This window comes from Bradyrhizobium sp. USDA3516 (genome assembly GCF_057651995.1).
The window spans coordinates 327,285-352,816 of record NZ_JBYGYN010000008.1; the positions used below are offsets into that span (position 1 = coordinate 327,285).

26 protein-coding genes and 1 pseudogene are annotated in these 25,532 nt (G+C 62.6%); 18 read left to right on the forward strand and 9 right to left on the reverse strand.

Translation table 11 applies throughout. The annotated features are described in order from the left end of the window. Positions 1–55: 55 nt before the first annotated feature. The 7 genes from AC24YW_RS25305 (at position 56) to AC24YW_RS25335 (ending at position 6,896) form a co-directional block, all read left to right on the forward strand. Positions 56–1,774, forward strand: a complete 1,719-nt coding sequence (locus AC24YW_RS25305; protein ID WP_487485267.1) for an FAD-dependent monooxygenase — start codon at positions 56–58, stop codon at positions 1,772–1,774. Positions 1,775–1,822: 48 nt separating this feature from the next. Then, positions 1,823–2,848 carry an ABC transporter substrate-binding protein gene (locus AC24YW_RS25310; protein ID WP_487485268.1) on the forward strand — a complete coding sequence of 342 codons (1,026 nt, stop codon included), beginning with the start codon at positions 1,823–1,825 and terminating at the stop codon, positions 2,846–2,848. A 21-nt stretch (positions 2,849–2,869) separates the two neighbouring features. Then, positions 2,870–3,637 carry an ABC transporter permease gene (locus tag AC24YW_RS25315; protein WP_487485269.1) on the forward strand — a complete coding sequence of 256 codons (768 nt, stop codon included), beginning with the start codon at positions 2,870–2,872 and terminating at the stop codon, positions 3,635–3,637. Continuing rightward, positions 3,634–4,431: an ABC transporter ATP-binding protein gene (locus AC24YW_RS25320; protein ID WP_487485270.1), complete on the forward strand. Its 798-nt coding sequence runs from the start codon at positions 3,634–3,636 to the stop codon at positions 4,429–4,431. Before AC24YW_RS25315 ends, AC24YW_RS25320 begins: the two co-directional genes overlap by 4 nt. Positions 4,432–4,469: 38 nt before the next feature. After that, positions 4,470–5,243, forward strand: a complete 774-nt coding sequence (locus AC24YW_RS25325; protein WP_487485271.1) for an ABC transporter permease — start codon at positions 4,470–4,472, stop codon at positions 5,241–5,243. Positions 5,244–5,257: 14 nt separating this feature from the next. Next, complete coding sequence (locus tag AC24YW_RS25330; RefSeq protein WP_487485272.1) at positions 5,258–5,866, forward strand: glutathione S-transferase family protein; 609 nt, start codon at positions 5,258–5,260, stop codon at positions 5,864–5,866. A gap of 67 nt (positions 5,867–5,933) precedes the next feature. After that, positions 5,934–6,896: a VOC family protein gene (locus AC24YW_RS25335; RefSeq protein ID WP_487485273.1), complete on the forward strand. Its 963-nt coding sequence runs from the start codon at positions 5,934–5,936 to the stop codon at positions 6,894–6,896. Positions 6,897–7,038: 142 nt separating this feature from the next. On the opposite strand, the gene AC24YW_RS25340 is transcribed toward AC24YW_RS25335, so the two are convergent. After that, positions 7,039–9,780, reverse strand: a complete 2,742-nt coding sequence (locus AC24YW_RS25340; protein ID WP_487485274.1) for an EAL domain-containing protein — start codon at positions 9,778–9,780, stop codon at positions 7,039–7,041. Positions 9,781–9,828: 48 nt separating this feature from the next. After that, positions 9,829–11,106, reverse strand: coding sequence for a FecR domain-containing protein (locus tag AC24YW_RS25345; protein WP_487485275.1), 1,278 nt, complete (start codon positions 11,104–11,106; stop codon positions 9,829–9,831). 127 nt (positions 11,107–11,233) lie between these two features. Here AC24YW_RS25345 and AC24YW_RS25350 point away from each other — a divergent pair, with 127 nt between their 5' ends. Both AC24YW_RS25350 and AC24YW_RS25355 read left to right on the forward strand, forming a co-directional pair. Continuing rightward, positions 11,234–13,030 (forward strand): ShlB/FhaC/HecB family hemolysin secretion/activation protein, encoded by a 1,797-nt coding sequence (locus AC24YW_RS25350; RefSeq protein WP_487485276.1) that lies wholly within the window; start codon positions 11,234–11,236, stop codon positions 13,028–13,030. Between the two features lie 530 nt (positions 13,031–13,560). Then, on the forward strand, positions 13,561–13,878 hold the full coding sequence (locus tag AC24YW_RS25355) for a c-type cytochrome (protein ID WP_487485277.1): 318 nt from the start codon (positions 13,561–13,563) through the stop codon (positions 13,876–13,878). A 285-nt stretch (positions 13,879–14,163) separates the two neighbouring features. Here the strand turns inward: AC24YW_RS25355 and AC24YW_RS25360 are convergent, their stop codons facing one another. Both AC24YW_RS25360 and AC24YW_RS25365 read right to left on the reverse strand, forming a co-directional pair. After that, the gene (locus AC24YW_RS25360; RefSeq protein WP_128926959.1) at positions 14,164–14,505 is read right to left on the reverse strand and encodes a phasin; all 342 of its coding nucleotides are present in this window, start codon (positions 14,503–14,505) and stop codon (positions 14,164–14,166) included. Positions 14,506–14,648: 143 nt separating this feature from the next. Next, positions 14,649–14,834 carry a hypothetical protein gene (locus tag AC24YW_RS25365; protein WP_487485278.1) on the reverse strand — a complete coding sequence of 62 codons (186 nt, stop codon included), beginning with the start codon at positions 14,832–14,834 and terminating at the stop codon, positions 14,649–14,651. A 607-nt stretch (positions 14,835–15,441) separates the two neighbouring features. On the opposite strand from AC24YW_RS25365, the gene AC24YW_RS25370 reads away from it, so the two are divergent. Then, positions 15,442–15,798: a hypothetical protein gene (locus AC24YW_RS25370; RefSeq protein WP_487485279.1), complete on the forward strand. Its 357-nt coding sequence runs from the start codon at positions 15,442–15,444 to the stop codon at positions 15,796–15,798. 44 nt (positions 15,799–15,842) lie between these two features. Here AC24YW_RS25370 and AC24YW_RS25375 read toward each other — a convergent pair whose 3' ends face one another. Next, positions 15,843–16,418 (reverse strand): hypothetical protein, encoded by a 576-nt coding sequence (locus AC24YW_RS25375; RefSeq protein WP_487485280.1) that lies wholly within the window; start codon positions 16,416–16,418, stop codon positions 15,843–15,845. Positions 16,419–16,464: 46 nt separating this feature from the next. After that, positions 16,465–17,001 carry a GcrA family cell cycle regulator gene (locus tag AC24YW_RS25380; RefSeq protein ID WP_487485281.1) on the reverse strand — a complete coding sequence of 179 codons (537 nt, stop codon included), beginning with the start codon at positions 16,999–17,001 and terminating at the stop codon, positions 16,465–16,467. A gap of 155 nt (positions 17,002–17,156) precedes the next feature. On the opposite strand from AC24YW_RS25380, the gene AC24YW_RS25385 reads away from it, so the two are divergent. Beyond that, positions 17,157–17,765: a S24 family peptidase gene (locus AC24YW_RS25385; RefSeq protein WP_027545883.1), complete on the forward strand. Its 609-nt coding sequence runs from the start codon at positions 17,157–17,159 to the stop codon at positions 17,763–17,765. Between the two features lie 107 nt (positions 17,766–17,872). Further along, the gene (locus tag AC24YW_RS25390) at positions 17,873–18,148 is read left to right on the forward strand and encodes a hypothetical protein (RefSeq protein WP_487485282.1); all 276 of its coding nucleotides are present in this window, start codon (positions 17,873–17,875) and stop codon (positions 18,146–18,148) included. Positions 18,149–18,184: 36 nt separating this feature from the next. Here AC24YW_RS25390 and AC24YW_RS25395 read toward each other — a convergent pair whose 3' ends face one another. Then, complete coding sequence (locus tag AC24YW_RS25395; RefSeq protein ID WP_487485283.1) at positions 18,185–19,159, reverse strand: quinone oxidoreductase family protein; 975 nt, start codon at positions 19,157–19,159, stop codon at positions 18,185–18,187. A 222-nt stretch (positions 19,160–19,381) separates the two neighbouring features. On the opposite strand from AC24YW_RS25395, the gene AC24YW_RS25400 reads away from it, so the two are divergent. The 3 genes from AC24YW_RS25400 (at position 19,382) to AC24YW_RS25410 (ending at position 22,061) form a co-directional block, all read left to right on the forward strand. Continuing rightward, on the forward strand, positions 19,382–19,582 hold the full coding sequence (locus tag AC24YW_RS25400) for a hypothetical protein (protein WP_487485284.1): 201 nt from the start codon (positions 19,382–19,384) through the stop codon (positions 19,580–19,582). A gap of 146 nt (positions 19,583–19,728) precedes the next feature. Further along, positions 19,729–20,676 (forward strand): AAA family ATPase, encoded by a 948-nt coding sequence (locus AC24YW_RS25405; protein ID WP_487485285.1) that lies wholly within the window; start codon positions 19,729–19,731, stop codon positions 20,674–20,676. Between the two features lie 5 nt (positions 20,677–20,681). Then, complete coding sequence (locus AC24YW_RS25410; RefSeq protein ID WP_487485286.1) at positions 20,682–22,061, forward strand: vWA domain-containing protein; 1,380 nt, start codon at positions 20,682–20,684, stop codon at positions 22,059–22,061. A gap of 19 nt (positions 22,062–22,080) precedes the next feature. Here AC24YW_RS25410 and AC24YW_RS25415 read toward each other — a convergent pair whose 3' ends face one another. Further along, positions 22,081–22,257 (reverse strand): hypothetical protein, encoded by a 177-nt coding sequence (locus tag AC24YW_RS25415; RefSeq protein WP_487485287.1) that lies wholly within the window; start codon positions 22,255–22,257, stop codon positions 22,081–22,083. 351 nt (positions 22,258–22,608) lie between these two features. On the opposite strand from AC24YW_RS25415, the gene AC24YW_RS25420 reads away from it, so the two are divergent. The 3 genes and pseudogenes from AC24YW_RS25420 to AC24YW_RS25430 form a co-directional block, all read left to right on the forward strand. After that, positions 22,609–22,830, forward strand: a complete 222-nt coding sequence (locus tag AC24YW_RS25420; RefSeq protein ID WP_487485288.1) for a hypothetical protein — start codon at positions 22,609–22,611, stop codon at positions 22,828–22,830. Positions 22,831–22,965: 135 nt separating this feature from the next. Further along, the gene (locus AC24YW_RS25425; protein WP_487485289.1) at positions 22,966–23,979 is read left to right on the forward strand and encodes a formamidase; all 1,014 of its coding nucleotides are present in this window, start codon (positions 22,966–22,968) and stop codon (positions 23,977–23,979) included. After that, positions 23,976–24,134: pseudogene (locus AC24YW_RS25430) on the forward strand (C4-dicarboxylate transporter DctA); the annotation flags it as partial. The gene AC24YW_RS25425 and the pseudogene AC24YW_RS25430, both read left to right, overlap by 4 nt. A 10-nt stretch (positions 24,135–24,144) precedes the next feature. Here the strand turns inward: AC24YW_RS25430 and AC24YW_RS25435 are convergent. Further along, on the reverse strand, positions 24,145–25,518 hold the full coding sequence (locus AC24YW_RS25435) for a hypothetical protein (RefSeq protein ID WP_487485290.1): 1,374 nt from the start codon (positions 25,516–25,518) through the stop codon (positions 24,145–24,147). Positions 25,519–25,532 lie beyond the last annotated feature (14 nt).

Here is a 25,532-nt window from a genome sequence, read left to right on the forward strand (position 1 = left end):
TTGCGCTTGGTTCTCCGTCGCTAAATATAATTCAGGGCGATCGGGAGGAGGTCTCATGGAGACCGAAGTGGCGATTGTCGGTGCCGGGCCGGTGGGTCTGACGGCTGCCGCCTTGCTGGGTTCGTTGGGCGTGAACACGATTCTCGTCGAGCGAAATGCGTCGACATCGGCTCATCCGCGGGGGCATGTGGTCAACGCGCGTACGATGGAGATATTCCGAACGATTGGCTGCGAAGAGTCGGTCGCAAAAGCCGGCTTGCCTCCAGAGCGCAACGCGGGAGTCTCCTTCCTGTCCCGGCTGATAGGGCCGGATATCGCGGTATTGGCGACGCGGGGCATTCCCGATCGCGACCGGGCCCATCAAGCCGCCAGTCCGAGCCGCAAGACGTCATGCCCTCAGGACGTGCTCGAGCCGATCCTGGTTGATGTTGCGCGAAGCTTTGCTCCCGTTAAATTGCTGTTCTCGACCGAGCTCAAGGAACTCGCGTCCCGACCTGATGGTGTGCGGCTCGAATGTCGGCAGGGGGCCGCGGATCTCATGATCGACGCGCGCTACGTGATTGCCGCGGACGGCGCGCGTAGCTTCGTGAGGGACCGCCTCGGCATCGGGATGACGGGGCGAGGACGGATCGGCCGGCAGATCGGCATCTACTTCGAGGCCGACCTGTGGGAGTTCGTCGAAAAGCGGCCTTATCTGCTGTGGTGGATCTACAACGCCACGACATGCGGAGTGCTCATTGCTCTCGATGGCCGGCGACGTTGGACGTACAATTTCGCCTTCGACCCGGCCAAGGAAGGCGTCGAGTCGTTCACGAGCGAGCGCTGCGAAGCGATCGTTCGCGCAGCCATCGGCTCGGACGACGTTCCGCTCGACATCCATAGCATCCTGCCGTGGCGAATGCAGGCCCGCCTTGCGGACCAGTTCAGCAAAGGTCGTGTATTCATTGCGGGGGATGCCGCCCATCCGCTGCCGCCAACGGGCGGGCAAGGAATGAACACCGGCATCGGTGACGTGCATAATCTGGCGTGGAAATTGGCCTTCGTGTTGCGCGGCAACGCTCCGGCCTCGCTTCTCGAAAGCTATAACGAGGAGCGTCGTCCTGTCGCTCAGACCAACATCGAGCAAAGCGTTCACAACGCAATGAAGATGGCGGAGAGCGGTCTTTCCGGGATGGCAACGCACGACAGCCCGATCGCCAAGATGCTCGAGGGCCCGGATTCCGCGGCGGCGGAGCGTCACATTCGGGACGTGATCCCAGGCCTTCGCGAGCACTTTGACTACATAGGCCAGACATTCGGTCACGCCTATTCCTCCCGATGGATATCGCCTGACGGGACGTCGGCTCCGCCCTTCCGCATTGAGCAGTACGAACCGGTTGCGTGTCCCGGACACCGAGCACCCCATCTCTGGCTGCAAGGACCAAACGACAGATTGTCGACCATCGATCTCGCCCGTGCCGGCTACTTCCTGATGCTGACGACACCCGGCGGAGAAGATTGGCAGCGCGCCTTTGCCAAGGTTTCCGTAGAGCTTCATGTTCCAGGGCGCTCCTGCAGCATTGGCGCCGGCGGCGACTACGTCGATCAAGACGGACTCTTCATCCAATCGTACGGCATCGGTCCGCGAGGGATGGTCCTGATCAGGCCCGACGGCTACGTCGCCGCGCGTAGCTTCAACGCCGCGCCCGATCCGGGAAAATTCCTCGAACGTGCTCTTGGAACGGCATTGGCGGGCGCGGACATCAGAAACGACGAGGAGCCGTCCGCCGCTTGAGAGCAACGCAAACTCACGAAATCAACAAAAATGCCAGGGAGGAATTCTATGAACAAGGGAATGCAGTACGCAGGACGTACATTGAGTCTTGCGATGATCGCTCTGGGCGCCCTGTACGGCTTTTCGCCAGCGCTCGCACAATCCCCGGTCCCGACGACGATTGCCTTGCCGGCTCAGTCCCTCCTATTCGCGCCGCTCTACATCGCGCAGGAGCGCGGCTTCTTTCGCCGGCATGGGATCGAGCCGAAGGTCATCTATGTCGCCGGTCCCGGCGTCATCAACGCGATGCTCGGCAAGAGCGCAGACTTCTCGTTGATCTCAGGAGGCATCCAAATCGCGGCCGCGGCGCGAAATCAGAAGCTCGTCGCGATAGCCAATACACAGGATCGCTTCACGACGGATATCGTGATCCGCGACGTCGTAGCCAAGAGGCTGGAAATGGCGCCGAACGCGGACGCAATGGCGAAAATCCGCGCCTTGAAAGGCCTCACGATCGGGGTCGACGCAATCAACGGTTTACCCCACAGTTTCCTGCGGTTCGTCGCGGTGAAGGCGGGAATGAACCCGGAAACCGATTTCACGATTACCGCGCTACAGCCGCCCGCAATGGTAGCGGCGCTCAAGGCAGGCACGATCGACGCCATGGTGTTCTCGCCTCCGTTCTCTCTTCTGGCCGTCAAAGAAGGCGGTATTCGATGGCTGTCGGGGCCGGAAGTCTCGCTCCCTGAGCTGAAGCCCTTTCCATACAACGTCGTTCTAGTCAGGCCGGGCTACTGCGATGCCGAGGCGGTGCGCTGCCAGGGATTCGTGGCGGCCCTGAAGGATGCCATCGCCTTGATGAAGACAGACCGTTCCGCGAGTCTGGAGGCGCTCGGCAAATCATTCGACAAGATGGAGCCCGATATCTTGAAGGCATCATACGAGGTGTTTGCCCCGTTCGCTCAGCCGGACATGAAGCTGACGAGCGCGATGCTGGACAACGTTATCGCCTTCGATCGGATCAGCGGAATCATTCCTCCTGACGCCAAACTGCCCCCCGAGTCGGAACTTTATCTGACAGCGTTCACCCCGTAGCGGGACGGCGGAATAGAACCCATGAGTAAAGCAACCTTCGATAGATTCGGGTTCGGCGCTATGCTGTTGCTCGTTTGGCAAGCAGCAAGTGTCTGGACCGGGCCCGAGTTGATAAGTTCGCCGCTTCTCGTTGGTCAGCAGCTGTATCAGTGGTCGCTGAACGGCGTCCTGGGTGGCAACGCAGGCTACACGTTGCTGGCTGCCATCCTCGGATTTGTCATCGGCGGATTGCCAGGCTTGGCGCTTCCGTTTGTCCTGCGGAAACGGCCGTTCGTGACGGCGGTGCTCGACCCATTCATATTGATTGGATACGGGCTGCCGAAGGTCGCATTCATTCCCCTCTTCATTATCTGGTTTGGAATCGGCATCTGGAGCAAAGTTGCACTCGTCGCGAGCGTAAGCTTCTTCCTCGTGTTCTTCAGCACAATGGAAGGCGTTCGAGGCGTCGATCCTCGACTTCTCCGGATGGCAAAGGTTGCTGGCGCGAGTGAACCGCAGTTGTTGCGCACAATCATCTGGCCTTCTGCTTTACCGTTCATTTTTCAGGCCGTGCAGGTCACGCTACCTCTTTCAATTGGCGGAGCAGCCATCGCCGAATTAATCTCCTCGAACCGAGGATTGGGTTATCTTGTTCAATTTTCTGCAGGGAATTTCGAGGTCACAGGCGCACTCGCCGCCGTGACAGCGCTCGCGCTGGTCGTCGCCATCACCAACGTTGGCATCGATCGTTTGCACGACCGCCTGCTGGCTTGGAAGGGTTCTCATTCCAAAGGCACGAGCCTCACATGAGAGAGAATGGTAAGCCGCTCCTGGATGTTTGCAACCTTGGCAAGCGCTTCCAAGGGCAGAGCAAAGACGGCGATCGCTGGGTCGTGGAGGGCATGTCGTTTGCGCTCTACGAAGGTGAGTTCCTCACGTTGATCGGTCCCTCAGGCTCCGGCAAATCGACGTTGCTCAATATGATCGCGCAGATCGATATCCCTTCGAAGGGGGAGATATTGTTTCGCGGCGAAGTCATCAACGACTCGAGCCGAAGCAAGCCGTCTCCGGGATGCGGCGGTCGCATCGGATATGTGATGCAGGACGACAATCTCCTGCCCTGGCGGACGCTGCGAGAGAATGTCGAGTATCCACTCCTCGTCCAAGGTCGGCTCAACAGCGAAACGAAAACGCGCGTCGACGAATTGATCGTGACGGTGGGGCTCGGCGGCTTCGAAGGCTACTACCCGCACCAACTTTCCGGCGGCATGCGCAAGCGCGCGTCCATCATCAGAACGCTGGCCTACGATCCGCCGGTCATCCTGATGGACGAGCCATTCGGGGCGCTCGACGCCGAATCTCGGCTCCATATTCAGTCGGATCTCGTCAAGTTGTGGCAACGAGGAGGGAAGACGATCCTGTTCGTCACCCACGACATCAATGAGGCGATCGCCCTTGGAGACCGGACGATAACGCTGACGAAGTCGCCCGCTTGCGTTCGAGGCGAACACGTCATCGATATCCCGCGGCCCAGAGCACTCGATAGTATCGTGACCGCACCGCAGTTCCCGGGCCTGTTTAGCCGGATCAGGGCGCAAGTCTGATGCCGAATTTGTCAATTATCTCGGCAGCTCGGTCGCAGATGGCGATCGTTCCGTCGCCATTGATCATCGCGCGCACGGCGGTCGCCGTCGTGCTGGCTGGCATGTGGCTCGCCGCCGCGCGGGTATATCCGACGCTTGTGGCGACGCCGCAAGCCACTCTCCAGAGGGTCATGGAGCTGATCTCGAATCGAGAACTTTTCCCGATGATGGCGACGACCGCCGCAGAGGCCAGCATAGGCCTCATGTTGGGAGCGGGTCTCGGTGTCGTCCTTCCCTTTCTGGTCCAATTGTCCGAACGGCTTCGAGCGGTGGTCGAGCCGTTCGCCCGAGCCGGCGTCGGTATTCCGAAGCTGGCGCTGAGTCCCATCCTCATCCTGTGGTTCGGCATTGGTCTCGGATCGAAAGTCGTGCTCGTCGCGTTGATGACCTTCTTCCTGGTCTTCGTCGCGACATCAGCCGGAATACGGTCCATCGGCCCATACCTCGTGCAGACAGTGTCGATCTTCGGTGCAAGCAAGATCGAAGTGGCGCGCGAGGTGATCTGGAACAGCGTCCAGCCGTTCGTGTGGACGGCGCTGCGGGCCGCGCTTCCATGGGCGATCAATGCGGCCCTTGTCGGCGAGTTTCTCGCGGCCGAGAACGGTGTTGGTCATTACATCGAGCAATCCTACAATTCTGCGGACATTGCGGGCGTCTATGCCGGCATAACCCTGATAGTACTCATCGTCTTCGCGTCCGACGCAGTGCTGATGGCTTTGCAGCGGCGTTGTCTTGCCTGGCGTCCCGTCGATCAGGATGTCGTTTTGCATTAATCGGGAGTCGAACGATGAAGCTCTACTTTGCGCCCGGCGCCTGCTCGATCGGCATTCACTATCTGCTGCATGAAATCGGGTGCGATTTCGAACTGCGGAAGGTCGATATCCGCAACGGTGATAATTTTCAGGCCTGGTACACGGCGGTCAATCCGAAACGCAAGGTGCCTGCGCTCGAACGTGCAGACGGGTCGGTGCTCACCGAATTCCCCGTGATCGCGCGCTATCTTGCCGAGCAGACGCCTTCGGCGGGCCTGATACCGTCTGATCCGGAGACGCTTCTGAGCGCAAGTGAGCTGGCCGAGTTCATCGTTTCGACCATCCACATGCAGGGCTTCTCGCGCGCGTTTCGTCCGGACAAGTTTGCGATGGCTGAAGCGGATCATGAGGCGACGCGAGCGCGCGGCCGGGAGATCATCCAGGAAGGGTTCGTAGTGGTCGATCGTCACCTGCGACGGAACGCAGGGCAAACATTCGCCGATGGCGCGCTGTTCTACACGCTCTTCTGGGCTTGCGAGCGTCTCAAACTCGAAGTCCCGGCGGCGTGCGCTGCTCGCTGGAGCGAGTTGAAATCCCGTCCTTCCGCGCAACGCGTATTCGTAGCGGAAGGCATAGCCCTTTAGGCCTGCGAGGCTGGCGCCGAGAGTTTAAGCAACACATCGATCTGGGAAACGGCGGAGGAAACGGTTCATGGCACTCAAATCATTGGGCTACGTCGGCGTAGAATCGACCAAACTTGAGGACTGGGAGGGCTTCGCGACGCGGCTGCTCGGGATGCAGAAGGTCGACGCAGCCGCCAAGGTTCTGGCGTTTCGCATGGACGATCGACAGCAAAGGCTCGTCGTGACCGGAGCTGAGAATAATGGTCTGGGCTTCCTTGGCTGGGAGGCCGAAAGCAAGGCGGACCTCGACGAGTTGGCCGCTCGCCTGGATAACGCCGGCGTGGCTGTTGCCAAGGGCACGCGCGCTCTTGCGGACGAGCGCCGCGTCGCGGATCTCATCGTATTTCGCGATCCGGGGGGCCACCGGGTGGAAGTGTTTCATGGGCAGGAGATCTCGCCCGACCCGTTCAAGCCAGGGCGGCCCATCTCGGGCTTCAAGACCGGCCCTCTTGGGATGGGGCACGTCGTGATGAACGTCGCGACTGTGGATGATCTCTTGCCGTTCTACCGCGATCTATTGGGCTTCCACATTACCGACTATGGTCTGTCGCCATACCCGCTCTACTTCCTGCATATCAACGGCCGCCACCATAGCTTTGCCATGGTCGGCTCGGGCAAACGCAGTTTCCACCACTTCATGGTCGAGATGCAAAGCTTCGACGATGTGGGGCAAGGCTATGATCTCGCCCAGCTCGAAGAGGGGCGCATAGCCTATACGCTCGGTCGGCACACGAACGATCATATGACATCATTCTATGCTCACTCGCCCTCCGACTTCTTCGTGGAGTACGGTTGGGGAGCGCAAGTGATCGACCCCGCGACATGGCAGCCTTTCGAAACCTTTGATGGCCCGAGTCTATGGGGGCATGAGCGACTGCACCTTCCGGAGGAGCAGCGAGCTCGCATGCGCAACATGCGACTGGATGCAGCAGCTCGCGGCGTCCGGGTCCCCGACCCGAACTGCGCCTGGCTCGCCTCGGTCGTGGCCTGAGAGTCGCTAGAGAACCAGGAGTAACTGCGGAGCGCGCACCGTCACTGGATGCCAATACCAGATGTTGGCCCGCGCGACGGTGCTCGCCAGAACAACCAGCCTCATTCGGAGTGCTGGCGTCAACGCGCAGGCGAAAGCCCGCTCAGGCGGCGCTAACGGCCTCGAGCTCATCCGCCAAAAACTGCTTCTCGAATGCCTCGGCCGGCATCGGACGGCCGAAGAAATAGCCCTGCCCTTCCTCGCATCCCATGCTGACAAGGAAGTCGGCCGTTGCGTGGTTCTCGATGCCTTCGGCCACGACTGTGAGGCCGAGCTGCTTGCTGAGGCCGATGGTCGAGCCGACGATGGCGGCGTCGTCGGAACTCGAAAGCAGACCGAAGACGAAGGAACGGTCGATCTTGAGGCCGTCGAGCGGAAACTTCTTCAGGTAGCTCAGGCTCGCATAACCGGTGCCGAAATCATCGAACAGGATCCGGACGCCGAGCTCCTGAATCCGCTTGAAGATGGCGAGCACGCGGCGCTCGTCCTGCAGCAGGATGTCTTCGGTGACTTCGATCTCGAGCAGCGACGGCGTCAGCCCCGTCGCTTCGAGCAATGCTGCGACGGAATGCGCGAGATCGCCGGACTGGAGCTGCGAGGGCGAGAGGTTGATCGCCACGCGCACGTCCTTGCCCGACAATTCCCAGGCTCGCGCCTGACGGCAGGCGGTCTCCATCACCCAGTTCCCGATCCGCTCCGAGAGCGCAGAGGTGTTGACGACAGGCATGAATTCGGCCGGCGAGACGTAGCCACGTACCGGATGCCGCCAGCGGATGAGCGCTTCGGCTCCGACCAGGCTGCCGTCGATCAGGCGAACCTGGGGCTGATAGAACAGCTCGAACTCGCCGCGATCGGCGGCGAGCGCCAGCTCGCTCTCCAGCATCAAGCGGTTCTCGAGCTCCTGCCGGATCGCGGATTCGAATACGACGTGGCCGCCGCGCCTGGTCGCCTTGGCCTTCGTCAGCGCGAGATGGCCGTTGCTCAGGAGATCATCGGCGTTGCTCCCGCCCTCAGGATAGACGGCAACGCCAATGCTGATCTTGACCCGGTGCTGGCGCGTGCCGGCCACGAGCGGGGTTTCGAACGCGCGCGCGATCCGCTCGGCGAACGCGGGCATCAGCTCGCCGAGGTCAGCGCAATCGATCGCGATGGCAAATTCGTCGCCGCTGAGCCGGGCGACGATCGCCTTGCCGTCGACTTCGCTCCGGAGCCGCTCGGCGACCGCGCGCAGCACGAGGTCGCCGGCGGAGTGCCCGAGCATGTCGTTGATCTCCTGGAAGCCGTCGAGCCCGAGCACGAGCAGGGCAACTCCCGAAGATTGCCGCTCCGCCGCGGCGATCAGGTCGGTGAGACCGACATGCAGCATGTTCCGGTTTGCAAGGCCGGTCAGCGCGTCGTGCTCAGCCAGATACCTGATGCGCTCGGCTTCACGTTTGCGCACCGAAATATCGCGCAGGATCGCGCCATATTGAAAGCCGTCCGTTCCCTGCCAGCCTGAGAAGCTCGCCTCGACCGGGAAGGTTTCCCCGTTCTTGCGCCGGCCTTCGAACTCGACGACGACGGCGCCGCCCGGCACCAGAAGCGCCTGGCGCGCGGAGTCGAGCATCGATGGCCTCGCATCGCCATTCGCCGGCACGGCACAGAGCGTGTCGAACGGGCGGCCGATGATCTCGGTGGGCATGTAGCCGAAGATCGCGCTCGCGCCGGGATTCCAGACCGTGATGCGGTGATCCTCGTCGGTGCAGACCAGCCCGTCGCCGAGCGCCATCGCGATGCGATGAAAGCGGCTTTCGGCGATGCGCCCGAGCAGGCTGCGGAAATCGATTTCGTCGAGCGCGATCGCGGCAAGATAGGCGATGATGGTGATGTGGAACAGTGATGTGTCGATCACGAGCGGCCATCTCGCCTGCACGAAGATCGCGGCCAATTCCATGGCTGCGCCGGAGCCGACCAGCGCTGCGACGCGAGTTCCCGGAGCGAGGCGGCGCCACGAATACATCATGAGCAGACAGATCGCACCCATGCCCAGGATCATGCCGAAGTCGGACGTCCAGCGCAGCATGCGGTTCTGTAGGATCGATTCCGCGGCCAGCGCCTGCAGCACCGGCCCCGAGACGATCTTGCCATTGGGGACACTGAAGCGATCGCCAAGCTCGAGCGCGGTGGCGCCAATGATGATCCTCTTGCCTTTCAGCTTGTCGAGCGTGGCGCTATCGCCGCGCAGAACGTCGACATAGGAGACCCTCGGAATGGACGCCGTGCTGATGCTGAAATCGATCAGAAAGGGCGGCCGCCGATTGGCGTCCTGCCCGGCCACCACGACGGCCATCGAAGGCACGAAGGCGTCGCCAAGTTTCTCCCTGAACGGATAGCGGCGAACCAGCCCGTCGGATTCGATCGCGACATTGACGACGGCCGGCCACGATTGGTTGGCGAACGACTTCAGCGGGCGGTTGACGTGGGCCGGGCCGCCCTTCGCAGTCGGCTGTTTGAAGGATGGCAGGATGGTCGAGCCGCCAGCGTCCCGCAGCGCCTTGGCGAAGGCCTCGTCGGAGGCAGGGTCCGACGGCGTGCTGAAGTCGACGTCGAAGGCAACGTCCTGCGTGCCTGCCGCTTCCAGCCTTTGCAGCAGCTCGGCATGGAGACGCCGCGGCCACGGCCAAACCCCGATCTGGTCGATCGACGGCGTATCGATGCCGACCACAACGATGTCGCCGGTGGCCTCACGGGGTTGCCACTTGAACCTGAGATCGGTGAGCGCGTTGCGAAGCGCGGCGTGCCAGCCCGTGGACAACACGATCGCAAGTGCGATCACAACAAGAATATGCGGCCGATAGCGTCTCACCCGAGCCTCCCCCCACACCCGCCCCCGACGGACGCGTCCACCTAGAGTTCAGCGTCTGCCGTGCCCATTGCTGCCATTGCCGCCGCCATTTCCGTGGCCGTTGCCGTTGTTGCCTCTGCCATTGCCGGTGGCGCCGTTGTCGGCATGGCTGCTGTTGCCGTGACCGTTCTTGCCGCCGTTACCGCCGTTACCGCCGTTGCCATTGTTGCCGTTGTTGCCGTTGTTGCTGCCGCCGCTGTTGCCGCCACTGCCGTTGTTGTTACCCGAATTACCGTTGCCGCCGGCGTTTCCGTTGTTTGCTCGCGGCGCATCGCTGGATGCGCCGGCTGTCGTCGCGGCGATCGTGGCGTTCGTGCTGGCGGCACCGCTGCCTGCCGCGCCGTTGGATGTGGCCGGGCTCGTCTTGCCATCGCTCCAGACCGTCTGACTGTCGCCCCTGGCATTCGCGTTACGCGCCTGCCCTGGCGGAACGCCGCCGTGCGCGAGGCCGCGCGTCGCCTTGTGGACGTTCAGCTTGACCTCCCCCAGCGCGACCGAAATGCGCACGGCTCCCGCCTTGGGGGCATGCCCCCCGGCCGCCTGCCCCGATGCCTTGGGTGCGCCGGCCGGCTTGCTTGCCTTGTCGATCGGGCCGAGCGCATGGATGGCATGGCCGTTGGCCGCATGGCGCGGCGCCGACAGGCCCGACTTCGGCACCGGGACACGCTCGATCGTGGGCGCGCGGGGCTTGCCCTGCTCGATCGGATTGAGCGTGCCGGCACCGCTGAGGCTGAGACCGGACTTGCCGTGTTCGAAGACGGTGGCCGCTTGTCCGGGCATCACTTGCGCGATCTGTCCCGTCTTGAAATCGGAGACCTCGACCTGGCCGCGGAGCACGCCGACCTTGGTGCTACCGGCACCGACCGTGACGCTGAACTGCGTGCCCTTGACGACGGCGGCGAGATAGGGCGTCTCGACCTCGAAATGCTTGACGTTGCGCTTCTCGACCTCGAGCAGGATCGAACCCGCCTGCTGGATGATGGTGGTCGACAGGCCCTCCTTCTTCTCGGCCGGCAGGCCCACCACCGAATTGGGAGAGATCAGGATCGTTTCCTCGCCGCGGACGAGGAGGACGCGCCCGTTGCGGCCAGTGCGAATGGTATCGCCAGGTTTCAGCGTTCCTTCCGACGTCAACGAGACCTGCTGGGCGCCGCTCGCTGCCAGCCAGACCTCACCCGAGGATTTGCCGACCGACCACACACCGTCGTCCGCCGCGAGTGCACTGGAGGCCGTTCCCAGGATCAGCGCCGCCGCCAGGGCGCGCCGCATTCCAACTTTGCCGAACATGATGATCCTCAGCCCGCGGTTCCAAGCCTGAGGGGTATCCGGAATCACTCAAGATAGGATTATCGGAAAGCAGCCAGCGGCGCGGCCGGATTAACCAATCGTTGACCATAAAAAACTAAGAAAAATCATGTGGCTAACGACCCTTTACCGCCCGGGGACAGGTTCTCCGTTGAACTACGGAGACAGAGTCGCTGCGCGCGGTGAGAAACGGCATCTCCTTGCCTCATTGGTATCGCTGGCAGCAATTTTCGCGGCAATTCCGACGGCGATCGCGCAGCAGGCGAACCAGCCGGGATTCGATCCGCGCCAGCCCGAGAAATATTTCGATAACCAGACCGAGCAGGAGTCGCTCGGCCGGCCACCGGTCCGGTTGCCGAGCGTCGGACAGCCTACGACGGGCGGCGATACCAGGCCGCAATTCGTGCTGCGCGGCGTCAGCGTCAGCGGCGCCCATGCCGTTTCCCCCGATCGCATCGCCGCGGTCTACCAGACTTATCTCGGCCGGAAGGTCTCGCAGGCGGATTTGGCCGCGATCGCAGGCGCCATCAGCGACCTCTACCGCGAAGCCGGCTTTCATCTGAGCCGCGCCATCGTGCCACCGCAGGACATCGCCGACGGCCGGGTCCGGATTCAGGTTCTCGAGGGCACCATCGTGCAGGCCGAGTTGAAGGGCGACGGAGCCGAGCAGTTCGGCATAAGGCCGATGCTGGCGCCGGTTCTGGCCGAACAGCCTTCGCGACTGGCAACGCTCGAACGCCAACTCTTCCTGATCAATGGCAGGCCGGGCGTCCGGATCACCGACACTGCGCTGGAGGAGATCGGCGGTACGACGGGCCGCTTCCGCCTGACCGTCTACTTGAAAACATGGCACGTGTTATCCTCGTTCGGCCTCGACAATCTCGGATCCTCGTCGGTCGGTCCTTGGCAAACCTACGCCGCCGGCGCGTTCAACTCCTACCTCACGCCCGGCGATACATTGGCGGTCAACCTCTCGACCATCGCCAACGACCCCCGCCAGCTCGGCTTCGCACGCCTGTCGTACGATGCGCCGGTCGGCGTCGACGGTGTCCGCCTCGGCGCTTCCGTGCTGTACAGCGCGGTGCGGCCGGGCGATATGCGCCGGCTCGACAGCGACATCACCAAGACCGAGGCGTTCGAGCTGCGTGCCAGCATCGTCCCGTTGCAGTCGCAATCCTCCACGCTCACGCTGACCGCCGCGACGACCTTCAGCAATGTGTCTGAGCATGACCTTTACGGGCCCTGGTATAACGACCACATCAGGACGGCGAGCCTGATTGCCGACTACCGGCTGCAGGATCCTTTTGGCGGTACCAATTTTGCGACTCTGACTTACCGTCAGGGCCTGGACATTTTTGGCGCCTCGCATTTCGAGGACGATCTGTTGTCGCGCGACGGCGCCTCCTCGAACTTCTCGGTGCTGAACCTTTGGTTCACGCGCTACCAGACACTCAACGATGTCTGGTCGCTCAAGCTCGCTGCCGCGAGCCAGACGGCTTCGCGCCCGCTGTTCACTTCGCAACAATTCTATCTCGGCGGCGCGGCCTTCGGCCGTGGCTATGGCGCAGCCGAGATCAGCGGCGACAACGGCCTCGCCGGCTCGCTCGAGCTGCGCTTCGACCAGAAGCTCAATTTCCGCTACTGGACCGGCTATCAGCTCTATGCCTTTGGCGACGCTGGCGCCGTCTGGAACCACGGTTTCCGCCTGAGCGACGGGCTGTCGCTGACGTCGGCCGGAGCCGGTGTGCGCTTCTTCCTGCCGGACGACCTCCAGGCCGATTTCGGCGTCGCCGTCCCCTTAAGCTACAGGGCGCCGGACAACGAGCGTCGCAGCCCACGCTTCCTTTTCACGCTGTCGAGCGCGTTCCGGCTCTGCCCTGAACGCGGACGGGCGAGCTGTCTCTAGCCGCCCCGGTCCTTCGGGCAGGGATATCGCATCTGACAGCTTTTCACTATGGCCATCCTTCGAGACGCATGCTTTGGGCCGGCTCCTCAGAATGAGGGTGGAGTGCGCGGTCGCAGCTTCTACGGGCGCTGACGCTGATTAGCCTTGTCGCGACGAGACGCTCGACCGCTTCCTGCGTGACAGCGCCAGCAGCGCGCTTGAGCCGGCGGATACGAAGAGTCCATTGATCATGAACCCGGACGACTACTAGCCGGACGCTTTGCGGCAGATCAAGGCCGCTCCCACGCGGTACGGTAGAAACCACATGGCGTCGGAGAGACACGTGTCGCACTATACCGGAAGTCTTGATACCAAAAGCCTTGTTCCGAAGGGCCTGCCCGCGGCGAGAGTACCGGCATTCCTGCGGCATCTCTATCGTTCGACCCGCAGGCTGATGCGCTCGATCGTCGCCCGCATCGATCTCTCGCAGTTTCCAGGGTCCTGCTGCGGATGAGCGCGGCGGCCGCAAGCCAATGCAGAAAGATTGCCTGATGCTCCGGCATGTGAGACGGATTTGCCTGCTGCTCGGCCTGCTCTCTGGCGTCGGCTCATCGGCCGCTCTCGGCGCCGATGCCGGTCACGGCGCCGACCTCGCCAGGCGCTGGTGCGCGAGCTGCCATGTCGTGGCGAACGGACAGGCCCAGGCGAGCGCCGACGTCCCTTCCTTTACGTCTGTCGCGCGAAGGCCGGATTTCAGTGCGGAAAAGCTCGCCTTCTTCCTGCTCGATCCGCACCCGAAGATGCCGAATTTTCCCCTGAGCCGAACCGAAGCTGGCGATATCGCGGCCTACATTGCATCGCTGCGTTAAATGCCTGATCGGCCGCCGAAGGCCGCGCTCGCGCAAACCCTGTGGCGCTTTTCCGAAGATCATGTTTCGGCAATAGCCTGAGATTCATCGCGGACGGTCACTCCCGGATGCACGAAGGCTGCAAATGCAAATCCCTGCCGGTGGACCGGCAGGGATCAGCAGAAAGGATGACGGACGGCGAATGTGATCATTCGGTGGCCCGTCATGGACCTGCACCCGCATCGAAGCGCGGATCTTCACGTCATACAAGATCAATTTGTGGGCACGCTGTACACACGCCGTAAGTCAGGACTTGCCCTTGCCGGGTTGCATGAGACTGCCTGTCATCTGGCGCATGTGATCTCCGGCACTGGTGAATTGACTGCGCAGGAAATCGGATTGGATTCGCATCGCCTCCTGGAGATCGGTGGCATGCACCAGCTTGCGCGCGTGCTCGAAGGCCGACTTCATGTTCTGCTCCGTGAAAGCCAGCGCCTGCTTCGACACCTCTGTCCCCGCCCCCGGAACGGATGACATCGATTTGGTCGCCGCTTCAAAGAACATGCCGAAAGCCTTTTCCGCCTGGTCGATCGTCTTCTCGGCCAAGTCGCGCAGTTCGGCCGGAACTTCGAGCTTCGGTTCGATCATGATCGCACTCCTCCCTTTTTCCCATCTGAATACCACACTTGCCCGGCCGTCATCCAGCGGCAGCCCTGCGGGGAACGACGCCGCGGAGCCCTGCTTCGGCAGGAAAGGATCGGGAGACGGCATCGGGCGGCGCGCGGCCGCACTCAGGATAAAGGGCGCTCGGGAAGAGCTTCTTCGGTCGCGAGATCTTCGACCAGCTTGACCACCTCGAAACGCTGTCGCGGCGCGAGCTTCAGGAAGGCGCGGAGCAGGCGCAGACTTTCCACAGTGCTGCCTGCAGGCGCTCCGAGCTTGAGATGCAGCTCAGCCGCGAAATTGAGGTTTTTCATCTCGCACCTATGACAAGCATCGGTCGTGATCCGCTTGAGAAACCGAACGCCGCAGCAGGACCATGACGACGAACTTTCGGCCGAAGGGACCCGCCGGGCTGCACGCTGAACCACATCCAACGACGGCCTCAACCGCTCGGTTGCAACTATGCCAAGCAACAACCCTCCCGGCAAGCCCAACCGTGGGTATAGCGATGTTTGATCTGCATCGCGCCACGGCGATTCCGGATAACAGGAATATCGATCGCCGTCACCCACCTGCGTCAAGAAGCGGCATCAATCGAGTACAAGGCGCTCGTCGCCACGACGTTTCGCCGTGTTTCCGATGAGAATGTACGCTAGGCGCCAGAAATTGGCGATCCTTATACACGTAATTGTTGAGTCGGGTCCCGGCGGTTGCATGGCCCGGCTCGAAGCCAGTCTCGTGGGCGGGCCCGCCCCTGGCACGGCCGGTCGCAGCGGGATCCGTCGGACTGAAACCGAGTCCGCCGTGAACCGCCGTCCACAAGCAAACGACCAAGCCGATGCGGTACGGCCACGCAGATACGGGCGCCATGGCTGAAAACTCTTCGATTTGGGCGCACGTGAGCACCAAAAGGACGACGGCATGCTTTCTCGCTGCGATCTCATCAAGGGCGCCGCAATCGCGCTTCTCACCCTCTCGACACAAGGCGCATGGGCGCAGGAGACCAAAATGAAGCTGTTCAAGATCGTCACCGTCAAGGACGAGATCGTCGTCGGACTGTCGGCGGAAGAGCTTCAGGCGCTCGGCGGCAACGATGCGAGCGCCGTTGCACACGCGTTGGCACAGAAGGGCGATCTCACCGTCTGGCAATACAACGTGCATCGTGGCCCCAACGGCGAATTGCAGCAGGCACCGACAGCCAAGATCGGACTGCTGGCCAATGCCTCGCTGCGCGTCGAGCCCTACACCACGCCCTACCAGATCATTCCTCATCCGTAAGCAAATGGGGGACGCCGGCGGCCGCGACCGCCGGCACTCCGCAATCATTCACGCCGGTCCCGGCGCGCCGTTCCCGTCTCCGTCGCGAAGCCGTAGATCAGCGCCAGCCGGTCCAGGCATTCGCGAAAACGCCGCGCGAAGTAATCGTTCCAGCGTTGCGTGCGGACGGCTCGACGCTGCCCAACCTGATCCATGGTCAGACCGAGCACCAGCACGTCGTGCACCAGCGCCGCACCGTCGGTGCCGAGCTCTCGTTCGACCCGGTTCAGCCGCAGCACCGCCTGGCGCTGGCCCTCGGTGACGGGCTCGCGTGTACCGGTCCCATCGACATATTCGCGCGTCGTATCCACCGCCTGCGGCCCCCGCTCCGCCCGCTCCCAATCGTTCTGGAAGGCGCGCCCGCCGCGGTATTGCGCTTCGTCGATCTGGTGGTGCGCGTGCAGCCGGCCCAGCGGATCCCCGCGGACCGACCGGATCGCCAGGATCTTCTCGCCGGAATCGAGCGCGAGCGGATTGTCGACCTCCACCTCCGCGATCTCGGCGTTGAACGGCACCTCCCGCGACCGCCGGTCGTAGATCTGCGCCAATTTGTAGGACTTGTTGCGTCGCGCACGAGCCACTCGGATTTTCCTTGCAAGACTTGGGGTTGAACGGAGGGCGGCACCGTCAGACGGCCGACACCAGCTTCAGCACGACGGGTCCTGCGACACGGGCGACCGAGGCAGCCTCGGAACGACGCGTCAGGCGAGCATGCGGCGCGCAATAGCTGGAGCCCGGCTGGCGCGCATGGCCACAGAAGGCGATCTCCTCGCCGTCCTTGTCACCGCCATAGGGATAGCGGCAGTCGGCCGGCTCGAGCTCGACCAGTTGGAGCTGGCGCGGCTGGATGCCGACACAGCGCAACTTCACGCGCGCCGCAGGCTTCATGGCGGACTTCGGCGGCAGATTGAGGCTGGGCCATGCCACCCGGCGCGGCGAAAGCAGGCCGGGTTCACCCGGCAAGGGCGGCGCGAGCGCCGGGCTTGTCATCCATTGCGGCACGATGAGCCCGAGCCGCTTGGCGCGGCCGACCACCGCGCTGCGCGTATAAGCTGTTCCAAACCTTGCGTTTATCTGTCTTCCGATCTCCGCATAAGACATGCCTTTGTGAAAATAGTCGCGAAGCGCGTCGGAGTGCTCCGACGGCCAATGGCCCGGTTCCATGCTGCTGTCCTGTGATGCGCCTCCCACCCGGAAGGCGAGACGCACATTCCGTTATTCCGAATGCAGAGTCAAGCCACATTTCTGATATTCATAATTGCATCAATTCCGAATTTCGGATTACAAGAGGCAAACGGTGCGCAATCGAGGGAATCACCATGTTGGACGTAGCAATGATCGAGCGGGGCCTGGAGAAGACGGGCAAGAGCAAGGGCGGCCTGGCTGCAGCCATGGGCGTGCGACCCGGCGCGGTCTCGGAGATTCTCGGCGGCGAGCGCCTGGTGAAGGCCTCGGAGATCATTCCGATCATGGAATATCTCGAGCTCAATCTCGCGCCGATCATGGGCCGCGTCGGAGCCGGCGCGGTGATCGAACCGGACTACGAACAGGTCCCCCCGGAAGGCCTCGGCGACATCGCGTTGCCCTTCCCGATCATGGAAGAGACCATCGCATTCGAGATCGTGGGCGATTCGATGCTGCCGAAATACGAGAGCGGCGACGTGATCGTCGTCTACAAGGACCAGCGCCACCCGCTGTCGAGCTTCTACGGCGAAGAGGCGGTGGTCCGCCTCAAGACCGGAGAGCGCTATCTGAAGACCATCGAGCGAGGCAAATCTCCCTCGGTGGTCAACCTCACGAGCTTCAATGCCAAGCCGATCGTCGGCGTCAAGCTCGACTGGGTCGGTGAGATCTGCCTGTCCATGCCCAAGGGGCAACTCGAGCGACTTCGTGCCAAATCGGCGCGTCCGCGCAAGAAGGGCAAGTAGCGGCGCAGCCGGATTTCCGATTTATAGAAATCTAAATTGACAGAATTACGATTTTCTGAAATACTCCTGCCGCGTCCCCGACCACGAGGGCGCGGCAGGATCGTTTCATGCAATATTACGTCGTGATGATCGATTACGGCCGGCGAGGCCGCGAGGCGGTCGTCGACCCCGAAATCACCAGGCGCGAGGTCATCTCGCGCATCGCGTCGGGCGAATACCGGAACATCTCGTTCATCCACGAAATAGTGGAGAATGCGGTCGAGGACGTGACCGACGCCATCCTGACGGAGGCCGCACTGCCCGAAATCCCGCCGGAAGAAGCCGACCTCCAGGCCATCCGGCTTGATCACGCCCGGGATCTACGCAAGCACGAACGCACGTGACGCAGGCTTGAAGCCTGCGTCTCCACTCAACCGACATTACACCAGGAGAACGGTCGATCCCGTGGTCTTGCGTGCCGCAAGATCGGCATGCGCCTCGGCGGCGTCCTTCAGCGGGTAGGTCTGGTGCACCTCGATCTTGACCGCGCCGGACTTGACGACGTCGAACAACTCGCCCGCCATCGCCACCAGATTTTCGCGTTTGGCGGCATAGGTGAACAGCGTCGGACGCGTGACGTAGAGTGAGCCTTTCTGCGCGAGCAGGCCGAGATTGAGCGGCTCCACCGCGCCGGAGGACTGGCCGAACAGCGCGGCGACGCCGAGCGGCGCGAGGCAATCCAGCGATTTCAGGAACGTGTCCTTGCCGACGGAGTCGTAAACCACTGGCACTTTCTTGCCGCCGGTGATCTCGTCGACGCGCTTCACGAAATCTTCCCTTGTATAGATGATCACGTGGTCGCAGCCATGCGCCTTGGCGAGCTTCGCCTTCTCGTCGTTGCTGACGGTGCCGATCACGGTCGCACCGAGATGCTTGGCCCACTGGCTCAAGATCAGGCCGACACCGCCGGCCGCCGCATGCAGCAGGATGGTCTCGCCGGCCTTCACCCGATAGGTCTGACGGATCAGATATTGCGTCGTGAGCCCCTTGAGCATCATCGCCGCCGCCGTCTTATCGTCGACGCCGTCGGGCAATTTCAACAGCCGGTCGGCGGGGATCAGCCGCGCCTCCGCATAGGCCCCGAGTGGCGAGGCACCATAAGCGACGCGATCGCCCGGCTTCAGATCGGTGACGCCGGGCCCGACCTCCTCGACGACGCCGGCCGCTTCGCTGCCGAGCCCGCTCGGCAGTTGCGCCGGATAAAGACCGGAACGGTTATAGATGTCGACGAAATTGAGGCCGACGGCGGTGTGGCGAATGCGCGCCTCGCCGGGCCCAGGTTTGCCGACGCTGACCTCCTCCCAGACCAGGACTTCCGGACCGCCGGTTTTGTGAAAGCGAATGGCATGCGTCATGGGCGTGCTCCTTTGTCGTTGAAATGAAAGTTCGAATACCGGATCGGCCTGTGAAATAGGCATTTGGTCCGCCCGTTACAGTACAGAGACGTAACAAGAATGTCACAGCGAACGACAAACAGCCGCCGTTCCACCTCCGTTCGAAAGAGTTGATGAGGGCCCGGCGGCAACCGGCAGTAGCCTTGCGCGGGGTTTGATGGTCGCCTGCGAAGGAGAGCCGAGATGCCAGCTTACGTTCAGCATCATCAGGACGTCGAAATCGCGCCAGTGAATTGCCCCACCTGTATGGGGTTTCTGCCGATGTACGTGCGCGAGGTCGAGCCGCATTGGAGCCTTGCCAAGATCGACTTCGTCTATGAATGCGCCGATTGCGGCGCCGAGCTGAAGCAGACGATCCGCAAGCCGGAGCTGCTGCGGCACTGATCGCGCCAACAGCGAAGCGCTCAACTATTTGCGTTTGGCGGAAAAAACGCCGTTCGCGCGGGTCAGCTGTCTCCCAAACGTGGCTTGTTCTTTGCGGGGAACGCAGGCAGAACAAGCCCTAAGCAAGACCTTTGGGAGCGCCTTTCGTGGCTGATCAGAAGGCCTCGACCTCGATCGAGGCAGTGGAGAGCGGCCTCGCCGCGCAGGGCTACATCGCGAGCCGGCAGATCGCGACTGCCGTCTATTTGTCGCAGCAGATCGAGAAGCCGATCCTGGTCGAGGGCCCCGCGGGCGTCGGCAAGACCGAGCTCGCCAAGGCGATCGCGGCGTGGCGCGGCCTGAAGATGATCCGCCTGCAATGCTATGAGGGCCTCGACGAGGCCAAGGCGCTCTACGAGTGGAAATACGCCAAGCAGCTTCTCTACACCCAGATCCTCAAGGACAAGCTCGGCGAGGTTCTCGGCGGCGCCCAGACGCTGCATGCCGCGCTTGACCAGCTTCACGATTTCGGCGACGTGTTCTTCTCCAAGGAATTCGTCGAGCCGCGGCCGCTGCTCCAGGCTCTTGAGCAGCCGGGTGGCTGCGTGCTCTTGATCGACGAGATCGACAAGTCGGACGCCGAATTCGAATCGCTGCTGCTGGAGATCCTCTCCGATTTCCAGGTCACGATCCCCGAGCTCGGAACCGTCTCGGCGATCGCGCCGCCGACGGTGATCCTCACCTCCAATAGCGAACGCGACCTCGGCGATGCCCTGAAGCGACGCTGTCTGCATCTGCATATCGGCTTTCCCGAGCAGCGGCTCGAGGAGCGCATCGTCGAAAGCCGCGTGCCCGGCATCTCGCAGACGCTGCGCCGGCAGATGGTCGGCTTCATCCACGAGATCCGCTCGCTGGATCTGAAGAAGCTGCCCTCGGTCAGCGAGACCATCGACTGGGCGCGCGTGCTCGTGCTGCTCCAGGCTTCCGAACTCGATACCGAGATCGTCAAGGACACGCTCAACGTGCTCCTGAAATACGAAGCCGACATCGAGGCCGCGACGCCGCAGGTGACGACCTTCATTGCCAAGGCGGCCCGGTCCAACGTCTTCGGTTGACGCCGATGCGCGAGAACCTCCATCGCTTCTTCCGAGCGGCGCGCGGCGCCGGCGTTCACGTTTCGCCGGCCGAAAGCATCGATGCGATGCGCGCCGTCGCGCAGGTCGGCATCTCCGACCGCGCCGTGCTGCGCGATGCGCTGCTGCTGACGCTCGCCAAGTCGCAAGACGAGAAGCTCGCGCTCGGCGACTGCTTTGATCTGTTCTTCAGCCAGCCGGAGCCGCCACAGGATCAGCCCGAAGCAGCTAGCGAAGATCAAGCTGCGCAAGGTGAGGATCAGCCGCCCTCCTCCGGCTCTGCGGGCGAGGCGGGTGAAGGTCAGCCTCCCCAGGGCCTGGGTCCCCTGGCGCAAATGCTATTGTCGCAGGATCGCAACTCGATCGCTGCCGCGATTGCCAGCGCCTCCGGCGCGGCCTCCCTGTCCGACATCCGCTACTCCACCCAGCGCGGCATATTCTCCAGCCGCATCCTCGACGTCATGGGCCTCCAGCGCCTGCGCGACGATCTCGACCAGCTGACCGCGACCAACCCGTCCCTGGCCGAGCGTCTGCGCGCGGCGCTCGATGCCTTGCGCGAAGCCGTGCGCGACACGGTCTCGCAAGGGCTCGCACTCTATGCCCGCGAGGAGGCCGAAAACCTCCGCAACGAGATCCTGCGCAACGCGCCCCTTGCCCGCATCGAGCGGCGCCAGGTCGCCGAGATGCGTGCCCTCATCCGCCAGATCGCACGCCGGCTGCGCGAACGCTATTCCAAGCCGCGCAAGCGCCAGCGCCGCGGCCATCTCGACGTTCGCCGCACGCTCCGCCGCAACGCAGCCTGGGGCGGCGTGCCCTTCCTCACGGCATGGAAGCGCAAGCATCGCGACCGGCCGAAGATCGTCGCGTTGTGCGACGTCTCGGGCTCCGTTGCGCAAGTCTCCGATTTCTTCCTGCTGCTGATCCACTCTCTGCACGAGGTGGTCGACGACGTCCGCTCCTTCGCCTTCTCTTCGCACCTGATCGAGGTCAGCGAGATCCTGGAGACGAAGTCGCCGGAGGAAGCGATGTCCGAGATCATGTCCAAGGTCGGTTTCGGCTCGTCGGATTACGGCTCCTCGCTGGTCGATTTCGAGAAGGAGTTCATGAGCGCGCTGACCCCGCAGACCACGGTGATTGTGCTCGGCGATGCCCGCAGCAACAATCTCGACCCACGCGCCGACATTTTGCGCCGGATCTCCGAGCGCTCGAAGCGGCTGGTCTGGCTCAATCCCGAGGGACGGCTCGCCTGGGGCTTTGGCGATTCCGAGATGCCGCGCTACGCAACTTTTTGCAGCGTCGTGCGCCAATGCGCCACCGCGCAACAGCTCGAACGCGCTGTCTCCGACATCGTGGCGACTTATCAATAAGCAATGACAGCCGCCTCGGTCAGGCGGCGTTCAGCTCGGCCTGATTGCACTGCCGAAAGTGATGCGCGATTTCGTCGAGCGCGCGCTGCTCCCATTCTTCCGCCTGCGCCAGCCAGAACAGCCGGCGCTTCGAATCGAGCGCCGCACGCTCTCGGCAAAGGAATTCCTGACTGCGAATTTCCACCAGCCTGTTCATGCACTCCACTCCTGCCGTGTGAAGCCATTCCCCGGAGACCAAGGTAACAGAGTCCTCGACCTCCCGTCTCATCATTTCTGTGCATATCGCGACGCAGAATGGGACAGCGATACTTGCCGTGCACTGCAGTAGTTCGCATCGCAACATCAAGTGCGGATCATCAATTAGTGATCGGAGATCGTGACGATATTCGTGCACAAACGATGTTAACTCTTGTGGCGCAACGGAGTGCCGCAATTTGTGAAGAGACGTTCTAAACAGCTGACCGAATTCCCGACTCATTGTCGTCGCATGGTCTTCATGCAGCGCCGCTAACAGGGGCACGCGAACCGGACGATCGGCTGAGGCAATATGAGCAACGATTTCGACTTCGATCTTTCAACCGACCAGTGGGAAGCGCTGAAAGCGCTTCGCAACCCGGTGTCGAACGGTCGCCTCGCGAAGGCTTATCTCGTCGAAAGCCTCGCCAAGCTCGGCCTCGTTGTCGTGAATGACGGCGTGCCTGCGATAACATCCACAGGACGCAAGGTGCTGGTGCGCGGCTCATGCCGGCTGCTCGATCTCGTGGCGTGACGAGATCGCCTTCTGCCGCGCAAATGCGCCATCGCCTGAAAAATAGCCTTTAGCTCTCCATCGAAATCGGATTTGCTTGTTGCGACAAGATCCGGCGTGCAACGACGCTGCGCCAGACAGGCAAGGGAGCTGATCATGAACGGGCTTGGCGGGCTGAACAAATCCCCCCACGGTGTGGTTATCGGACTTGTGCAGCTGCAGCTGCCGAGCGTCGTCACCCGCACCGATCTGGCCAGGCAGACCGAGCGCATCGTCTGGATGGTCGGCAAGGCCCACCGCAATCTCTCCACCATGGATCTGGTGGTCTTCCCGGAATATTCGCTGCACGGCCTCTCGATGGACACCAATCCGGAGATCATGTGTCGGCTCGACGGACCGGAGGTTGCGGCCTTCAAGCAGGCCTGTGTCGACAACAAGATCTGGGGCTGCTTCTCCATCATGGAGCTCAACCCGCATGGCAATCCCTACAACTCGGGTCTGATCATCGACGATCACGGCGAGATCAAGCTCTACTACCGCAAACTTCATCCCTGGATTCCGGTCGAGCCGTGGGAGCCCGGCGACATCGGCATTCCCGTGATCGAGGGTCCGAAGGGCGCGAAGATCGCGCTGATCATCTGCCATGACGGCATGTTCCCGGAGATGGCACGGGAATGCGCCTACAAAGGCGCGGAGATCATGATCCGCACCGCCGGCTACACCGCGCCGATCCGCGAAGCCTGGCGCTTCACCAACCAAGCCAATTCGTTTCAGAATCTGATGATCACCGCAAATGTCTGCATGTGCGGCTCGGACGGCTCGTTCGATTCCATGGGCGAAGGCATGATCGTCAATTTCGACGGCACCGTCCTGGCGCATGGTACGACCGGCCGTGCCGACGAGATCATCACCGCAGAGGTCCGGCCGGATCTCGTGCGCGAAGCCCGCATCAACTGGGGCGTCGAAAACAACATCTACCAGCTCTGGCACCGCGGCTATGTCGCGGTGAAGGGCGGCGCGATGGACTGCCCCTACACTTTCATGCAGGACATGGTCGCCGGCACCTTCCGACTGCCGTGGGAAAATCAGGTCAAGGTCACCGACGGCACCTCGTGCGGCTTCCCGGCCCCGACGCGGATGTTCGGCAAGACGGCGAAGGCGGCGGAATAACCTGGTTTCTCATCGGCATAGCCCGCGCGCTCGGCAACCTCGTCGGCAATTGCGTCGCAACCGTCGTGATCGCGGCCTGGGAAGGCAATCTCGACCGCGCCAAGGCGGCGAAGGTGCTGGAGGGCGGCGAGGTAGTGGACGTGCCCGCTGGATAGCGGTCGCGGATCAATCGTTCCACTGAACGAGCGGTGTGCCGTAAGCCCTCCTCCAGACCGACAGGAAGCGCGGAAACCACGAGTGGGCGACGGCACCCTGATAGGCCCAGGTGCGATACTTTAGACCTTGCTCCGAGATCAGTTCCTGATAGCCGCCGTGGAGTTCGGTCGCGGCGCGAATGTCCTTCAGGATTCCTTGCGCGCAGGCCCGATAGGTATCGCTCCCAGAGAACTCGTCGTAATCCAGCATGCGGTCGGCAAATTCGACGTTGAACGTCGGCCAGCAGGAGCGTCCCTGATAGGCGGGAGCTGCAAGCTTGTGGATCATCTTGGTCCGCGGGTTCTCCGCCGAGACCAGGAAGTGAAACGTGCTCGGAACGCGAAACCGTGGCTCGGCGATGATCAGATCCGTCGTCGCGGCAAACAGGGCTCTTTCGCTCGCCTCGCCCAGGTCCCAAAATCCGCGATGCACGCCGACGAAATCGAGCGCGACCGAGGATGCGGGCGTCCCCGCCCGGCCGTCCAGGGAATGCCTGATATAGCCGTCTTTGCCGAACAGGCGGAGCAGGTCCCTCTTATACTGCGCGAGGTCGCGCCCGAGCAGCCGTTTCAGCTCGTTCTCGCCGACGATCCCGAGCTGCACGCTCCACACGAAAGTCGTGTAGACGCAGGCATTGGTGACGAAACGCCGGTGCTCGGCGCGGGTATCCGTCGCCGCGGAGCGCGGGCCGCTGGCATCGCACAGCAAATATCTGGTGCCATCAGCGTCGAAGGACTCCAGCTCACTCGCAAGCTCCAGGATCGCGCGCTTCAGATCCGCGCCATATTCGGCCAGCAACAAACGGCCGGCGTGCGCGCATTGCGACATCGCCAAATGGGACGATGCCCTCTCCTCGGCGGAGATCATCTGATGGAGGCCGGCGAGAATGCCGAGCAGCGTATCCGAGGGCCGCGAGAAATAGTTCACGCCGAGATACCGCCCCCGTCCTGCCGGGACGATGGTCGTGGTGACCACGTCGGCGCGAACTGCTTCCAACAGCAGGCGCACACTCCTCTCGAGCAGGCGGACCCGCCGCACCGCGTCTTGCGAGTCCATGATCGTCTCGGGATCGAGCACGTCAGGGTAGAACCAGGCGAAGTCGCGGGGGTAATAGGCGGAGGCGTGCGGCGCGCCCGTGACGAGGAAGGCCTCCGTCACGGCAAAGGCGCTGTCCATCGAGTGCCGATAGAGATCCTCAATGGCCGAGAACGACTGATGCGATTGTCTCAGGAATCGATCCCCGAGAAAATTGACCGCCTGAAGCGCGTTGGCGACGAAGGCCGCAGCCATCCCCTGATAGAACCGGTTTTCACGATGTGATGGAAAAGAGATGTCGCTGTCCATGTCCGTCAGTCGGC

Bases quoted from the DNA above. Each gene is read 5' to 3' on its own strand.
- AC24YW_RS25305 (WP_487485267.1), top strand. From the start codon at position 56: ATGGAGACCGAAGTGGCGATTGTCGGTGCCGGGCCGGTGGGTCTGACG.
- AC24YW_RS25310 (WP_487485268.1), top strand. From the start codon at position 1,823: ATGAACAAGGGAATGCAGTACGCAGGACGTACATTGAGTCTTGCGATG.
- AC24YW_RS25315 (WP_487485269.1), top strand. From the start codon at position 2,870: ATGAGTAAAGCAACCTTCGATAGATTCGGGTTCGGCGCTATGCTGTTG.
- AC24YW_RS25320 (WP_487485270.1), top strand. From the start codon at position 3,634: ATGAGAGAGAATGGTAAGCCGCTCCTGGATGTTTGCAACCTTGGCAAG.
- AC24YW_RS25325 (WP_487485271.1), top strand. From the start codon at position 4,470: ATGGCGATCGTTCCGTCGCCATTGATCATCGCGCGCACGGCGGTCGCC.
- AC24YW_RS25330 (WP_487485272.1), top strand. From the start codon at position 5,258: ATGAAGCTCTACTTTGCGCCCGGCGCCTGCTCGATCGGCATTCACTAT.
- AC24YW_RS25335 (WP_487485273.1), top strand. From the start codon at position 5,934: ATGGCACTCAAATCATTGGGCTACGTCGGCGTAGAATCGACCAAACTT.
- AC24YW_RS25345 (WP_487485275.1), bottom strand. From the start codon at position 11,106: ATGTTCGGCAAAGTTGGAATGCGGCGCGCCCTGGCGGCGGCGCTGATC.
- AC24YW_RS25350 (WP_487485276.1), top strand. From the start codon at position 11,234: ATGTGGCTAACGACCCTTTACCGCCCGGGGACAGGTTCTCCGTTGAAC.
- AC24YW_RS25355 (WP_487485277.1), top strand. From the start codon at position 13,561: ATGCTCCGGCATGTGAGACGGATTTGCCTGCTGCTCGGCCTGCTCTCT.
- AC24YW_RS25360 (WP_128926959.1), bottom strand. From the start codon at position 14,505: ATGATCGAACCGAAGCTCGAAGTTCCGGCCGAACTGCGCGACTTGGCC.
- AC24YW_RS25365 (WP_487485278.1), bottom strand. From the start codon at position 14,834: ATGAAAAACCTCAATTTCGCGGCTGAGCTGCATCTCAAGCTCGGAGCG.
- AC24YW_RS25370 (WP_487485279.1), top strand. From the start codon at position 15,442: ATGCTTTCTCGCTGCGATCTCATCAAGGGCGCCGCAATCGCGCTTCTC.
- AC24YW_RS25380 (WP_487485281.1), bottom strand. From the start codon at position 17,001: ATGGAACCGGGCCATTGGCCGTCGGAGCACTCCGACGCGCTTCGCGAC.
- AC24YW_RS25385 (WP_027545883.1), top strand. From the start codon at position 17,157: ATGTTGGACGTAGCAATGATCGAGCGGGGCCTGGAGAAGACGGGCAAG.
- AC24YW_RS25390 (WP_487485282.1), top strand. From the start codon at position 17,873: ATGCAATATTACGTCGTGATGATCGATTACGGCCGGCGAGGCCGCGAG.
- AC24YW_RS25395 (WP_487485283.1), bottom strand. From the start codon at position 19,159: ATGACGCATGCCATTCGCTTTCACAAAACCGGCGGTCCGGAAGTCCTG.
- AC24YW_RS25400 (WP_487485284.1), top strand. From the start codon at position 19,382: ATGCCAGCTTACGTTCAGCATCATCAGGACGTCGAAATCGCGCCAGTG.
- AC24YW_RS25410 (WP_487485286.1), top strand. From the start codon at position 20,682: ATGCGCGAGAACCTCCATCGCTTCTTCCGAGCGGCGCGCGGCGCCGGC.
- AC24YW_RS25415 (WP_487485287.1), bottom strand. From the start codon at position 22,257: ATGAACAGGCTGGTGGAAATTCGCAGTCAGGAATTCCTTTGCCGAGAG.
- AC24YW_RS25420 (WP_487485288.1), top strand. From the start codon at position 22,609: ATGAGCAACGATTTCGACTTCGATCTTTCAACCGACCAGTGGGAAGCG.
- AC24YW_RS25425 (WP_487485289.1), top strand. From the start codon at position 22,966: ATGAACGGGCTTGGCGGGCTGAACAAATCCCCCCACGGTGTGGTTATC.
- AC24YW_RS25435 (WP_487485290.1), bottom strand. From the start codon at position 25,518: ATGGACAGCGACATCTCTTTTCCATCACATCGTGAAAACCGGTTCTAT.